We start from the raw sequence: 12,682 nt of genomic DNA, 5'->3' as shown, positions 1-12,682 counted from the left end.
CCTGGCCGGACGCGGTCGAGCTGACCGTCGGGGGGCAGCGACCCCGCACCCGCCGCAGGGTGCGGCGGCGTCAGCCGCGCCGGTTGGCGAGGTAGGTGTCGATCTCGGCGAGGATCCGCTGCTTGCCGGTCCCGTCGAGGAAGGACGCGGTCACCGCGTTACGGGCCAGCGCGGCCACCCCGTCCGGGCCGATGTCGAGCAGCCGGGCCGCGACCGCGTACTCGTCGTCCAGGGTGGTGCCGAACATCGGCGGGTCGTCGGAGTTGATGGTCACCAGCACTCCCGCGTCGACCAGCCGGCGCAGCGGGTGCTCGTCGAGGTCGGCCACGGCCCGGGTACGCACGTTCGACGTCGGGCAGACCTCCAGCGCGATCTGTTGCTCGGCCAGGTACGCGAGCAGTCGCGGATCCTGCGCGGCGGAGATGCCGTGGCCGATGCGTTCGGCGCCCAGCTCGTGCAGCGCGTCCCAGATCGTCTGCGGGCCGGTGGTCTCCCCGGCGTGCGGCACCGACCGCAGCCCGGCCGCGCGGGCCTGGTCGAAGTAGGGCTTGAACTGCGGCCTCGGCACACCGATCTCCGGGCCGCCGAGGCCGAAGCTGATCAACCCGTCGGGGCGCTCGTCGAGCGCGATCCGCAGGGTCTCCTCGGCGGCCGGCAGGCCCGCTTCGCCGGGAATGTCGAAGCACCAGCGCAGCTCGATGCCGAAGTCGGCGGCGGCCCGTTTGCGGGCGTCCTCGATCGCCTCGCAGAACGCCAGCGCCGCAATGCCGCGCCGTACGTGGGAGTAGGGCGTCACGGTCAGCTCGGCGTAGCGGACCTGCTGGCGGGCCAGTTCCCGGGCCACCTCGTGGGTGAGGATCCAGACGTCCTCCGGGTCGCGAATCAGGTCGACCACGCTGAGGTACAGATCGATGAAGTGGGCGAAGTCGCGGAAGACGAAGTAGTCGGCAAGCAGTTGCGGGTCCGCCGGGACGGGGCTGCGTCCCTCGTGCCGGGCGGCCAGCTCGGCCACGATGCGGGGCGAGGCGGAGCCGACGTGGTGCACGTGCAGCTCCACCTTGGGCAGTCCGGCGATGAAGGAACGCAGGTCGGTCACGAGTTCTCCTGGGCGGAACCGGTACGGGCGACGAGAAAGATCCGTCGGAACGGGAAGTACACCTGGCCGTGCCGCACCGGGTACGCCTCGCTCAGGCGTACCGCCAGCGCGGCCCGGAAGGCGGACCAGCCGGCGGCGTCCAGCGCGGCTCGGACCGGGCGCAGGGCGGTGCCCTCCAGCCAGGTCAGCACGGGGTGGGCCGAGTCGGGACCGGCCGCCAGCAGGTGCACGTAGGTAGTCTCCCAGGCGTCGACGGTGCAGCCGACGGCGACCAGCGACTCGGCGTAGTCGGCCGGGTCGGCGACCGGCGCTTCGCGCAGCAGCGGGGTCAACGCCGCCCGCCACGGCGGGTGGCCGGCGACCTCGCGCAGCGCCCGGTGCGAGGGCGCGTCGAAGTTTCCCGGCACCTGCACCGCCAGCCAGGCGCCGGCCGGCAGCTCGGTGGCCCAGCGGACGAGCAGGTCACGGTGGCCGGGGACCCACTGGAGCACCGCGTTGCTGAGCACCACGTCGTTGTCCGGGTCGGGACGCCAGTCGCGGACGTCAGCCACCTGGAAGCTGACCGGGACGTCAAGCGCGGTGGCCCGCGCGATCATCTCCGGCGAGGAGTCCAGGCCGACGACCCGGCTGTCCGGCCAGCGGGCGGCGAGCACGGCGGTGAGGGTGCCGGGACCGCAGCCGAGGTCGACCACCCGCCGGGGGTGGTCGGCGTCCACCCGGGCCAGCAGGTCGTGGAAGGGCCGGGACCGTTCGTCGCCGTAGCGCAGGTATGCCGTCGGATCCCACATGACCGCCCCACCCCCATCGCAAACCGTACGTCCGTCTTGTTGACCGTACGGCCCGGCCCGTGCCGGAGGCAAGCCGGGTCACTAGGCTCACCTCATGGAGCAACGCACGTTCCCCCGAATGGATCGCCAGGTCGGTGTGGTCGGGCTCGGCGCCTGGCAGCTCGGCGCCGACTGGGGCACGGTGACCGAGGACGACGCGATCGCGGTGCTGACCGCCGCGGTCGAGGCCGGGGTCACCTTCCTGGACACCGCCGACGTCTACGGCGACGGGCGCAGCGAACAGCTGATCGGACGCTTCCTGGCGGCGCACCCCGACGCCGGGCTGACGGTGGCGACCAAGATGGGCCGACGGGTGGCGCAGACGCCCGAGGCGTACACCCTGGACAACTTCCGCCGGTGGACCGACAGGTCCCGGACCAACCTCGGCATGGACACGCTGGACCTGGTGCAGCTGCACTGCCCGCCGACGGCCGTCTTCGCCACCGACGAGGTCTTCGACGCCCTCGACACCCTGGTGGCCGAGAAGCGGATCGCCGCGTACGGCGTCAGCGTGGAGACCTGCGACGAGGCGCTCACCGCGATCGCCCGGCCCGGGGTGGCCAGCGTGCAGATCATCCTCAACGCGCTGCGGCACAAGCCGCTCGAACGCGTGCTGCCGGCCGCCTCGGCCGCCGGGGTCGGCATCATCGCCCGCGTCCCGCTGGCCAGTGGCCTGCTCTCCGGCCGGTACGACGAGCACACCACCTTCGCCGCCGACGACCACCGCAACTACAACCGGCACGGCGAGGCGTTCGACGTCGGCGAGACGTTCTCCGGGGTGGACTTCACCACCGGCCTGGCCGCCGTGCGACGGATCGCCCCGCTGGTCGGCGAGGACCGCACGATGGCCCAGTTCGCGCTGCGCTGGGTGCTCGACCAACCGGGCGTCACCGTGGTCATTCCGGGCGCCCGCGACGCCACTCAGGCCCGCGGCAACGCCGCCGTGGCCGGCCAGCCAGCACTGTCCTCTGAGGAACTTGCCGAGGTGGCGGCGGTCTACGACGACCTGATCCGACCCCAGGTGCACCACCGATGGTGAGCGGCGCGCCCGGCGGCGGCCCCACCGGTGCGCCCGGCGGCGGCCCGTCCGGCGGCCCCACCGGTGCGCCCGGCGGCGCGCAGCCAGGTGGCGGGCCACAGCAGAGGGAGACCGCGATGAACGGTTGGCTCCGACTCACACTCGGTCTGCTGGCCGTGGTCGTGGGTGCGGTGTGGACGGTGCAGGGCCTCGGTTACGTCGAGGGCAGCGTGATGACCGGCCAGCGGATCTGGGCGGTACTCGGTCCGTTGCTGATCCTTGTCGGTCTGGCCCTGCTCTGGCTCGGCGTACGCGCCCGCAACCGCCGTTGAGGCCAACGCACCAATCATGCGGAAAGCCCCGCGTCCATCCGGGACGCGGGGCTTCGCACTGATTCGGGACTGCCTCGCCACTGGCCGGCGGTCGCCGACCGGTGCCTCAGAGGGGGCGGACCTGCTCGGCCTGCGGACCCTTCTGGCCCTGGGCGATTTCGAACTCCACCCGCTGGTTCTCCTCCAGCGTGCGGTAGCCGCTGGTCTGGATGGCCGAGAAGTGGACGAACACGTCAGCACCCCCGCCGTCGACGGTGATGAAGCCGAAGCCCTTGTCAGCGTTGAACCACTTCACGGTTCCCTGCGCCATGTGTATCTCCTTCTAAAACTGGCGGCCGAGCACACCGTGCGGCCGGTTGGCCGTTTTTGAGCAGCGGTGCCTGAGGCGGCCCCCAATGAAGGAGACTTCTCTCAACCCACGCCATCTCTCAACAGCGTGGAACAGCTTAACCACGTACGCAAAAACTCTGCACAGCCTAACCGACGAAATTCTCCGACATGTGACCTGAGGGATGCGTGAGATCCGTCGTGGGCGGAGGCGGTGGGATAAGGCGAAAGGCCCCCTCACCGGCAACTGGTGAGAGGGCCTTGGCATGGACGTTCAGTCCGGCCAGCTACCGGTGATCCGGCGGACGCCGACCGCACCACCTCGGTCGACGGCCGCCCGGACGACCGAGAAAATGGCTCCCTGCAAGGCAGCCGCCGCCAGGATCTCCCCCCAGCGGCGGTCCTCGTCGGTCGGGTTGGGCGCCTCACCGTCACCGGCGGTCATCTTCCACACCTGGCGGAAGACCGCGCCCGCGATCGCACCGGCGGCGAAGCCCATCAGCACGCCCACCGGCTTGTAGGCGGCCCTGCCGATTCCCTTGCTCACGCACGCCTCCCTCTAATGATCATCAACACCACGGCGGTGGCGACCGCACCGGCCGCGAGCGCGATGAACGGAGCGGGCCCCTGCCGACCCGGTCCCTGCTGGTGGAGACCGGCCTGGGCGCGTACCCGGGCGACGGTCACCGCAGCCTGCTCACGTACCCGCTCGCGTGCCTGGTCCGCCGAGGACTTCAGTCGCTTCTTGACGTCGGCCTTGGCGGCCAGCGCCTCCATCGTCTCGCCCAACTCGACGCGGGTGCGCCGGATCTCCTCCCGCAGCGCCTCCGTGTCACCCGTACCGTTGCCTGTCATGCCCGTCCCCTGTCCTTCACCGCAGCGCTGACCACGTCGACGTCGGCTCGCAGGCTGCGCACGGTCGCCTCGGGCACCGGCGGGACCGCGCGACTGACCCGGCGCTTGCCGATCAGCGCGAGCACTCCGGCGACCAGGAACAGGGCCACCGCCACGATCAGGGCGGCTGCCCACGCCGGCAGCACCAGGGCCAGCAGGAGGATCGCGGCGGTCACCAGTGCCCCCAGACCGAAGAAGGCGAGGGCGCCACCGCCTGCGAACAGCCCGGCACCGATGCCGGCCTGCTTACCCTTCTCGGTCAGCTCGGCGCGGGCCAGTGCGAGTTCGTCCCGAACCAGGCGCGAGACCTGCTCGGTCGCCCGCTGGACCAGTTCGGCGGTGGACGGCTCCGTCCCGTTGTGGGACATGCGCCCGTTGTGGGACTTACGGGCATTCGCCACGTCAGCCATGCTGTCCCCCTCTCGTCATCACCGCGCTGTATGCCCGGAGTCGCCGCTCGTCAATCCTGTTCCCGAAAAAGGGGGCAGAAGCGTCGGGCAGCACGTCCCCGCCGAACGCCGCGCCAAACCTCCACATCCGAGTGGATAACGAGGTGGTCAGCGGCGAGGTTCGGCGGGCTCCCGAGGTTCGGCGGGCTCGTCCGGGCCGACGAAGGCCTCGTTGCGGGCGTGGCCGTCGTCGCTGCCACCGAAGAGCCGGGCGTCGTCGGGCATCTCGGCCTCGGCCTGTCGCCGCGTCGCGTGGCGCGGCTGGATCCACTGCCACGCCAGGTCGCTCGCGCCGTCGCCGACCTCCGTACGCAGTCGGGGCATCGCGGTGGGACGGTGATCGCGTACCCACGCCACCAGCTGCTCCCGCACGAGGCAGCGCAGGTCCCACAGCGCGCCCGCGTTGGCGGCACTCACCAGCGCGCGAACCTTGATCGTCCCGCCGGTCGCGTCGGTGACCTGGAGGACACAGACCCGGCCGTCCCACAGTTCGGTGCTCTCGACCAGCCGGCGTAGCTCCTCGCGCATGGCCTGCACCGGGATCGACCAGTCGACCTCGAACTCGGCGGTGCCCAGGACCTTCGCCTCGGTACGGGTCCAGTTCTGGAACGGCTTGCTGGTGAAGTAGGAGGTGGGCAGGATCAACCGCCGGTCGTCCCAGATCTGCACCACCACGTAGCTGAGGGTCAACTCCTCGATCCGACCCCACTCCCCCTCGATCACCACCACGTCGTCGAGGCGTACCGCGTCGCTGAAGGCGAGTTGCAGGCCGGCGAAGACGTTGCCCAGCAGGCTCTGCGCGGCCAGGGCGGCGACGACACCGACCACACCGGCGCTGGTCAACACACCGGCACCGATCCCCCGCACGGCGGGGAAGGTCATCAGCATCACGCCGAGGGTGATGACGACGATCACCACGATGGTCACCCGACGCAGCATCACCACCTGCGTGCGTACCCGCCGGGCGTGCCGGTTGTCCGGCACGTCCACCCGGAACCGGGCGAGCGCGGTGTCCTCCACCACCACCAGCAGCGAGGCGACCAGCCAGGCCGCGGTGGCGATGACGGCGAGCACCAGCAGGTGCAGCAGTGCCTGACGCCAGCCGGTGCCGATCGCGTACCCGGTGCTGAACCGGACGGCGAACTGCACGGCGAGCACCGTGGCGGCGACCTGGAACGAGCGGTGCGCGTGCTGGGTCAACTCGGTCAGCAGCAGTGACTTGCGGCCCCAGCGACGGGTGAGGCGGTGCACCACCTCGACCACGGCAAGAGCGATCGCCGCCGCGGCGAGCGCGGCGACGACCGTCACGAGGTAGCTGTGCACGTGTTGCTTCTCCTTCCGGCCCGACGACGATCCCCGGTGGTGGTGTCCGGCGTGCGGGCAATCAAGATCCGGCAAGGGGCAATGGTGCCCTGGATTGCCGGCCCCGGCCACCGCGGGGGTGGCCGGGGAGGAGAAGGTCATACCTTGCGGTAGCGGGACTGGAGGAAGCAGTAGACGCCGAAGGCGGCGATACCCAGCGCGATGAGGATGAGCAGGATGGTGCCGAACGACTGGTCACGCAGGGTCCGAAGCGCGGCGTCCAGACCGCGGGCCTTCTCCGGGTCGTAGTTCACTGCGGCCAGTATGACCAGCAGGCCGGTGACGGCGAAGGCGACACCCCGGGAGGCGTAGCCGGCCATGCCGAGCCGACGGGCGAGCTGCCGGGTCTTGGCGTTCATCTCGCCGGTCTTCAACCGCTTCATGAACTTCTTCTTGAGGCCGTAGATCGTCATGCCGACACCAATGCCCGCGAGGACGAGGCCGGCGAGGCCGACCAACCACCGACCGCCGGTGGACTCCATCATCCGGGCGGTCAGGTCCTCCTGCTGGGAGGCGCTGTCGGAGTTGGCGTTGGAGAAGACCCGCCAGGCGGTCCAGGCCAGCCAGAGGTAGATGACGGTGCGGGCGGCGGAGATGATCCGCTCCTTGAGCCGGTCGTTACCCCGCTCGGTGTGGTGCCCGACGGCCGCCTCCAGGGCCTGCCAGATCGCCATGGCGAGCATGCCCACGGCGATGGCGATGACCAGGAACTGACCCATGGGTTGCGCGGCGAGGGTACGCAGCGCGCCGGACTGGTCGCCGTCGTCGGACGAATTGCCGAACGCGATCTGCAGCGCCAGCCAGCCGAACAGCAGGTGCACGATCCCGTAGCCGATGAAACCGGCCCGGGCGAGGAGTTCCAGCCACCGGCTGTCGGCCGTACGGGCGGCGGTGGCTTCGGCGTTCCGGGTAAGAGGCATGGCGCCTCAATCTCCGAACGCGAAGATTTCCAAACGTGCTGGCCGCCGCCCGGACGCCATCAGCCGCCGTTACGGGCGATGCGGACCTTCACCTCGCTGTCGGTGACGCTGTCCAGGGTGACCGCGAGACCACCGACGTCGGCCGCCTGCTGGCCGACCGTCAGGGAGAGCTGCTCGCCGCCCACCTCGATGGTGACCACGTCGTCCTGTGCCTCGACCAGACGGGCCTCGACGCCGAGGATGTTGGCCCGGGCGTCCACGCCCCGGTCGAAGGTAACCGTGCAGGCGTCCAGCCCGCAGTCGGTGCTGGCGCCCTCGGAGCTGCACCCGGCCAGCAGGGCCGCGCCGAGCGCGAGACCGGCCAGCAGGCCGGCGAGTCGGGTGGGGGTGCCACGGCGGGGGGTGAGCGGGGGCTTGCCGGCGGGGGATCGGTTCGTCACGCCGTCAAGCGTACGAGACCCCGGCGAACCGACCAGCCGGTCCGACCGGCGATGGACAATGCAGGGGTGAGCATGCTGGTCGAGGACAATCCCGCCAAACACCGCTACGAGATCCTGGTCGACGACGCGCTCGCCGGCTTCACCGCCTACCTGCCCCGCGAACAGGTGCTGATCTTCACGCACACCGAGGTCGACTCGGCCTTCCAGAACATGGGCGTCGGTTCGGCGTTGATGCGGGGCACCCTGGACCAGGTCCGCGCGCAGCGGCAGCGGGTGGTGCCACGGTGCCCGTTCATGGCCGCCTTCATCGAACGCCACCCGGAGTACGCCGACCTGGTCACCAGCCCGGACTGACGGCGCCGCCGGCGAGCAGCTCGGCCGCGGCCCGACCGGCGGCCCGGGTGGCGCCGTGGGTGGCGACGTGCACCGCGCCGGTGACCAGCGCGGGCACCCCGAGTTCGACGACCACCGCGTCGGGGCGGACGGCCAGCGCCCGGTCGACCGCGTCCCGCATCCAGGCGTGCCGGTGCAGGTCGCGCACCACCAGCACCAGCGGCCGGCCGGTGGCGGCGGCAGCCAGGTCGGCCGGCACCGAGTTCTCGACGTACCGGACACTCGTGGTGCCCGGCACGAGGTCGGCCAGCGGCGCCGCCACCCCCCAGGGGGTCTCCGACCCGATCGCGATGTTGTGCGGCGGCTGGAACTCGACCACGTGCGACGGGCCGGTCAGCGGCAACGAGGTGGCCGTGGCCCCGCACCTGGTGATCCGGACGGCCAGCCGGGCCGCCGCCAGCCCGACCGCCGAGCCGGCCGTGGCGACCGGCGTCGCGGAACGGGCGGCACACGCCGCCACCGTCCAGGCAGCGAGTTGGCCAACCCGCTTGGCCGCCTCGGCCAGCCGCTCCTCGGGCAGCTCACCGGCGACCACCGCGTCGACGATCGCGTCGCGCAGGTGCCGGGCCGTCTCCTCGTCGGCGTGCTCGCCGCCCACACAGATCGCGTCCGCCCCGGCGGCCAGGGCACGCACCGCCGCACCGGCGAAACCGTAGCGGTCGGCCACCGCGCCCATCTCCACCGCGTCGGTCACCACGACTCCGTCGAAGCCCATCTCCTCGCGCAGCAGGCCACCCAGGATGCGGTCGCTAAGCGTCGCCGGCAGGTTGGGATCCAGCGCGGGCACCAGCAGGTGCCCGGTCATCACGGCCTGGACGCCCGCCGCCACGGCAGCCCGGAACGGGGCCAGTTCCACCGCGTGCAGCCGGGCCCGGTCGGCGTCGATGCGAGGCAGGTCGTGATGGGAGTCGACGCGGGTGTCACCGTGGCCGGGAAAGTGCTTCGCGCAGGCGGCGACGCCACCGGACTGCAGGCCGCGTACCCAGGCGGTGGTGTGCCGGGCGACAAGCGACGGATCCGCGCCGAACGAGCGGACACCGATCACCGGGTTGTCCGGGTTGGAGTTGACGTCGACGTCCGGCGCGTAGTTCAGGGTGATCCCGGCGGCGGCGAGTTCCACGCCGAGGTCGCGGGCCACCTGCTCGGTCAGCGCCGGGTCGTCCACCGCGCCGAGCGCCAGGTTGCCCGGGCGGGAGCTGCCCCGGCCGGACTCGATCCGGGTCACGTCACCCGCTTCCTCGTCGATGGCGACGATCACGTCCGGCCGTTCCGCGCGCAGCGCCGCGGTCAGCTCGGCGACCTGCCCGGGATCGACGACGTTACGGCTGAACAGCACCACCGAGCCGAGCCCGTCGCCGAGCCAGCGGCAGATCCAGGCAGGTGGGACGGTGCCCACGAAACCGGGTTGCAGGACCGCGGCCGCCAGGGCCGCCAGGTTTGCGTTGCGCTGCCGCTCGCTCATGACGGCACTCCGCTTCGCTGCGTGCCGCCATGAGGCACCACCGCCCTGCATTGATGATTCGCTCGCTGCCGCTCGCTCATTCGGCGCTGTACCCCCGCGTGTTCCGCCGTGGACTCCCGCCGGCCGGCGGTGCAGACATGGTCACACCGCGCCACTCAATAGTCAATAAACCTTACAGTTGCCTTGGGAGCGCTGCACCGCGACAGTGCGGGTATGGACCCCGTGCTACTGGCCGACGCGACGAGCCCGGCCGACGTCCCCGGCGTACGCCTGCTCGGCCTGGTGGTCGGCGGCCTGCTGCTGCTCCTCGCCATCCGCGCGATGTTCCGCCGCTGACCGCCCGTCAGGTGTGACCGGCGGCGGCCGGGGTACCGCCTGCCCCACAGGCATCAGCGGGGCCGAAGGGGCGAAAATGAAGATCGGATACTTCCTGTCCACCGAGGAGTACGCGCCGGCCGAACTGCTCGACCAGGCCCGGGCCGCCGAGCGGGCCGGCTTCGAGGCGCTGTGGATTTCCGATCACTACCACCCCTGGATCGACGCCCAGGGGCAGAGCCCCTTCGTCTGGTCGATGCTCGGCGCGCTGAGCCAGGTCTGCCGGCTGCCGGTCACCACCGCCGTCACCTGCCCGACCGTACGCATCCACCCGGCGGTGCTCGCCCAGGCCGCGGCGACCAGCGCGGTGCTGCACTCTGGCCGGTTCGTCCTCGGGGTGGGCTCCGGGGAGGCACTCAACGAGCACATCCTCGGCGGCCCGTGGCCGCAGGCCGGCGTCCGGCTGGAGATGCTGGAGGAGGCGGTCGAGGTGATGCGCAAGCTGTGGCGCGGCGGCTTCGTCAACCATCACGGCCGGCACTACCGGGTGGAGCACGCCCGGATCTACACGCTGCCCGAGACTCCCCCGCCGATCTACGTCTCCGCGTTCGGTCCGAAGGCGGTGGACCTGGCCGCGCGGATCGGCGACGGGTTCGTCAACACCATGCCCGACGCCGACCTGGTGCGCCGGTTCCGGGACAACGGCGGGGGCGACAAGCCCTGCCAGGCCGGTTTCAAGGCCGCGTACGCGTCGACTGTCGAGGAGGGCATGCGACTGGCGTACGAGCGCTGGCCGACCGAGGCGATCCCCGGTGAGCTGCTCCAGGTCCTGCCCTCGCCCCGGCACTTCGAGCAGGCCGCCACGCTTGTGGATCCGGAGGCGATGCGTGCGGCGTTCGTCTGCGGCAACGACGCCGACGCCCACCTGGCGAAGATCGACGCGTACGCGAAGGCGGGTTTCGACGAGGTCTACGTCGCCAACACCGGGCCGAACTGGCCGGGGCTGCTCGACCTGTACCAGCGCGAGGTACTTCCCCGGGTGCGCTGATCAACTCGGGTTTCGGCGCGGAGGCTCCCGGGTACCTGCGGCCTTCGATGAAGCTGACCACGCACTCGATGTCGTTGCGCCGCGCCGCGCGCAGCCTGTTCGGTTGGACCGCTCTGCGGCCCAACCAGTTGGCCGCGATGCGGGCCGTGATGCGCCGCCGCGACGCCCTGGTGGTGCTACCCACCGGCGCCGGCAAGTCGGCGATCTACCAGATCCCGGCCAGCCTGATCCCCGGCCCGACCGTGGTGATCTCACCACTGCTGGCACTCCAGCAGGACCAGATCGCCGCGCTCAACGAGCGGCAGCGACCGGAACTGCGAGCGGTCCGGATCAGCTCGGACGAGACCGCGGCCCAGCAGGCCGAGGCGATCGCCGAGATCCGCGACGGGCGGGCCGAGTTTCTCTTCATCACTCCGGAGCAGTTGGCCAACCCCGACCGGCTGGCCGAGGTACGGAACCTCAAGCCGGCGCTGGTGGCGATCGACGAGGCGCACTGCATCTCCGCCTGGGGCCACGACTTCCGCCCGGACTACCTCGCCCTCGGGCAGCTCATCGACGGCATCGGCCGGCCACCGGTGGTCGCGCTTACCGCCACCGCCTCCCCACCGGTACGCGACGACATCGTCGACCGGCTGCGGCTGCGCAAGCCCGAGATCGTGGTGTCGGGGCTGGACCGGCCCAACCTCTTCTTCGAGGTGGCGCACTGCCCTACCGAGGACTACCGGTGGCGGCGGCTGATCGCCCTGCTGCGCGACGACAAGCGGCCCGGCATCATCTACGTGCCCACCCGTCGCGCCGCCGAGGAACTGTCCGCCCGGCTGACCGACGCGGGCTATCCCGCGCAGTACTACCACGGCGGGATGCCGGCCAACGCCCGTGCCCGGCTGCACGAGGCGTTCCTCGCCGACCAGGTGCCGATCATGGTGGCTACCTCGGCGTTCGGCATGGGCATCGACAAGCCCAACATCGCCTGGGTGGTGCACATGGCACTTCCCGACTCGCCGGACAGCTACTTCCAGGAGATCGGCCGGGCCGGTCGCGACGGCGAGCCGGCCCGGGTCCTGTTGCTCTGGCAGGCCGAGGACGTCGGGCTGCAACGTTTCTTCAGCGGTGGCCTGCCGGACGCCACCGAGCTGCGCGATCTGGCCGCGTTGCTGCGCAAGGAGCCGACCACCCGCAAGGAGCTGCGCGAGGTGACCGGGCTCGGCCCGCGCAAGCTCGGGCAGTACCTCGCCCTGCTCGAACAGGTCGGTGCCGCCCAGCAGGCGGCGGGACAGCGCGTCGGCGCACCCCGTTACGCCCCCACTCCGGTCGACGCGGCGGCGGCCGCGGTGGCCGAGGCGGAACGGCAGCAGAGCCTGACCCGGTCGCGTACCGACATGATGCGCGCCTTCGCCGAGACCAGCGCCTGCCGGGGACAGACGTTGCTTGCCTACTTCGGCGAGCAGATGACCGAGATCTGCGGGCACTGCGACAACTGCCACGCCGGCACCAGCGTGCCCGACGACGGCTCGGTCGGCCCGTTCCCGGTACACAGCCAGGTGCGGCACGCCGAGTGGGGCTCCGGCCTGGTGCTCAGCTACGAGGAGGATCGGATGACGGTCCTGTTCGACGAGGTCGGGTACAAGACGTTGTCGGTGAGCGTGGTGTCCGAACAGGGTCTGCTCACCCTGGACTAACCTGATCCGGCCGCTGCCGGTGGCCGGGGCTGTCGGGCCCGGCCGGGTCGGGCGGAAAGACCAGACCGGCCGCCACCGGCGGTACGGCTGACGAGACGTGAACGACGAGCGGGAGGGGCG

16 protein-coding genes are annotated in these 12,682 nt (G+C 71.4%); 6 read left to right on the top strand and 10 right to left on the bottom strand.

Annotation, left to right across the window (positions count from 1 at the left end; translation table 11 throughout):
- Positions 1-70: 70 nt before the first annotated feature.
- Positions 71-1,096, bottom strand: coding sequence for an adenosine deaminase (locus Vse01_RS13570; protein WP_093404553.1), 1,026 nt, complete (start codon positions 1,094-1,096; stop codon positions 71-73).
- Positions 1,093-1,884, bottom strand: coding sequence for a trans-aconitate 2-methyltransferase (locus tag Vse01_RS13565; RefSeq protein WP_093404555.1), 792 nt, complete (start codon positions 1,882-1,884; stop codon positions 1,093-1,095). The genes Vse01_RS13570 and Vse01_RS13565 overlap by 4 nt, the downstream gene beginning before the upstream one ends.
- Positions 1,885-1,978: 94 nt before the next feature.
- Between Vse01_RS13565 and Vse01_RS13560 the strand changes: the two genes are divergently transcribed.
- Together Vse01_RS13560 and Vse01_RS13555 are read left to right on the top strand one after the other, a co-directional pair.
- Positions 1,979-2,962: an aldo/keto reductase gene (locus tag Vse01_RS13560; protein WP_093404558.1), complete on the top strand. Its 984-nt coding sequence runs from the start codon at positions 1,979-1,981 to the stop codon at positions 2,960-2,962.
- A 116-nt stretch (positions 2,963-3,078) separates the two neighbouring features.
- The gene (locus Vse01_RS13555) at positions 3,079-3,273 is read left to right on the top strand and encodes a hypothetical protein (protein ID WP_093404560.1); all 195 of its coding nucleotides are present in this window, start codon (positions 3,079-3,081) and stop codon (positions 3,271-3,273) included.
- A 106-nt stretch (positions 3,274-3,379) separates the two neighbouring features.
- Here the strand turns inward: Vse01_RS13555 and Vse01_RS13550 are convergent, their stop codons facing one another.
- The 7 genes from Vse01_RS13550 to Vse01_RS13520 form a co-directional block, all read right to left on the bottom strand.
- Complete coding sequence (locus Vse01_RS13550) at positions 3,380-3,583, bottom strand: cold-shock protein (protein WP_011905669.1); 204 nt, start codon at positions 3,581-3,583, stop codon at positions 3,380-3,382.
- A 291-nt stretch (positions 3,584-3,874) separates the two neighbouring features.
- The gene (locus tag Vse01_RS13545; RefSeq protein ID WP_093404563.1) at positions 3,875-4,147 is read right to left on the bottom strand and encodes a DUF4235 domain-containing protein; all 273 of its coding nucleotides are present in this window, start codon (positions 4,145-4,147) and stop codon (positions 3,875-3,877) included.
- A complete protein-coding gene (locus tag Vse01_RS13540) occupies positions 4,144-4,455 on the bottom strand; it encodes a DUF3618 domain-containing protein (protein ID WP_093404565.1) in 312 nt (103 codons plus the stop codon). The genes Vse01_RS13545 and Vse01_RS13540 overlap by 4 nt, the downstream gene beginning before the upstream one ends.
- On the bottom strand, positions 4,452-4,904 hold the full coding sequence (locus tag Vse01_RS13535) for a phage holin family protein (protein ID WP_093404568.1): 453 nt from the start codon (positions 4,902-4,904) through the stop codon (positions 4,452-4,454). Before Vse01_RS13535 ends, Vse01_RS13540 begins: the two co-directional genes overlap by 4 nt.
- 147 nt (positions 4,905-5,051) lie before the next feature.
- A complete protein-coding gene (locus tag Vse01_RS13530; protein WP_093404570.1) occupies positions 5,052-6,266 on the bottom strand; it encodes a mechanosensitive ion channel family protein in 1,215 nt (404 codons plus the stop codon).
- A 137-nt stretch (positions 6,267-6,403) separates the two neighbouring features.
- Positions 6,404-7,225, bottom strand: a complete 822-nt coding sequence (locus Vse01_RS13525) for a DUF1206 domain-containing protein (RefSeq protein WP_093404573.1) — start codon at positions 7,223-7,225, stop codon at positions 6,404-6,406.
- 59 nt (positions 7,226-7,284) lie between these two features.
- A complete protein-coding gene (locus Vse01_RS13520; RefSeq protein WP_093404575.1) occupies positions 7,285-7,665 on the bottom strand; it encodes a hypothetical protein in 381 nt (126 codons plus the stop codon).
- A 72-nt stretch (positions 7,666-7,737) separates the two neighbouring features.
- Between Vse01_RS13520 and Vse01_RS13515 the strand changes: the two genes are divergently transcribed.
- Complete coding sequence (locus tag Vse01_RS13515; RefSeq protein ID WP_232511256.1) at positions 7,738-8,019, top strand: GNAT family N-acetyltransferase; 282 nt, start codon at positions 7,738-7,740, stop codon at positions 8,017-8,019.
- On the opposite strand, the gene Vse01_RS13510 is transcribed toward Vse01_RS13515, so the two are convergent.
- Positions 8,003-9,520 (bottom strand): glycoside hydrolase family 3 protein, encoded by a 1,518-nt coding sequence (locus Vse01_RS13510; protein WP_093404580.1) that lies wholly within the window; start codon positions 9,518-9,520, stop codon positions 8,003-8,005. The two genes, Vse01_RS13515 and Vse01_RS13510, sit on opposite strands and share 17 nt — an antisense overlap.
- Before the next feature lie 213 nt (positions 9,521-9,733).
- Between Vse01_RS13510 and Vse01_RS29615 the strand changes: the two genes are divergently transcribed.
- The 3 genes from Vse01_RS29615 to Vse01_RS13500 all read left to right on the top strand — a co-directional run bounded on the left by Vse01_RS29615 (position 9,734) and on the right by Vse01_RS13500 (position 12,562).
- Positions 9,734-9,856, top strand: a complete 123-nt coding sequence (locus Vse01_RS29615; protein WP_275415498.1) for a hypothetical protein — start codon at positions 9,734-9,736, stop codon at positions 9,854-9,856.
- Positions 9,857-9,932: 76 nt separating this feature from the next.
- Entirely contained in the window at positions 9,933-10,883 is a 951-nt protein-coding gene (locus tag Vse01_RS13505; protein ID WP_093404583.1) for a TIGR03557 family F420-dependent LLM class oxidoreductase, read from the top strand.
- Positions 10,884-10,930: 47 nt separating this feature from the next.
- Positions 10,931-12,562 carry a RecQ family ATP-dependent DNA helicase gene (locus tag Vse01_RS13500; RefSeq protein ID WP_093404586.1) on the top strand — a complete coding sequence of 544 codons (1,632 nt, stop codon included), beginning with the start codon at positions 10,931-10,933 and terminating at the stop codon, positions 12,560-12,562.
- Positions 12,563-12,682 lie beyond the last annotated feature (120 nt).

Origin of the sequence: Micromonospora sediminimaris (genome assembly GCF_016863575.1) — a bacterium.
In the GTDB taxonomy this organism is placed as follows: domain Bacteria; phylum Actinomycetota; class Actinomycetes; order Mycobacteriales; family Micromonosporaceae; genus Micromonospora; species Micromonospora sediminimaris.
This window is presented reverse-complemented; position numbering and strand designations above follow the sequence as displayed.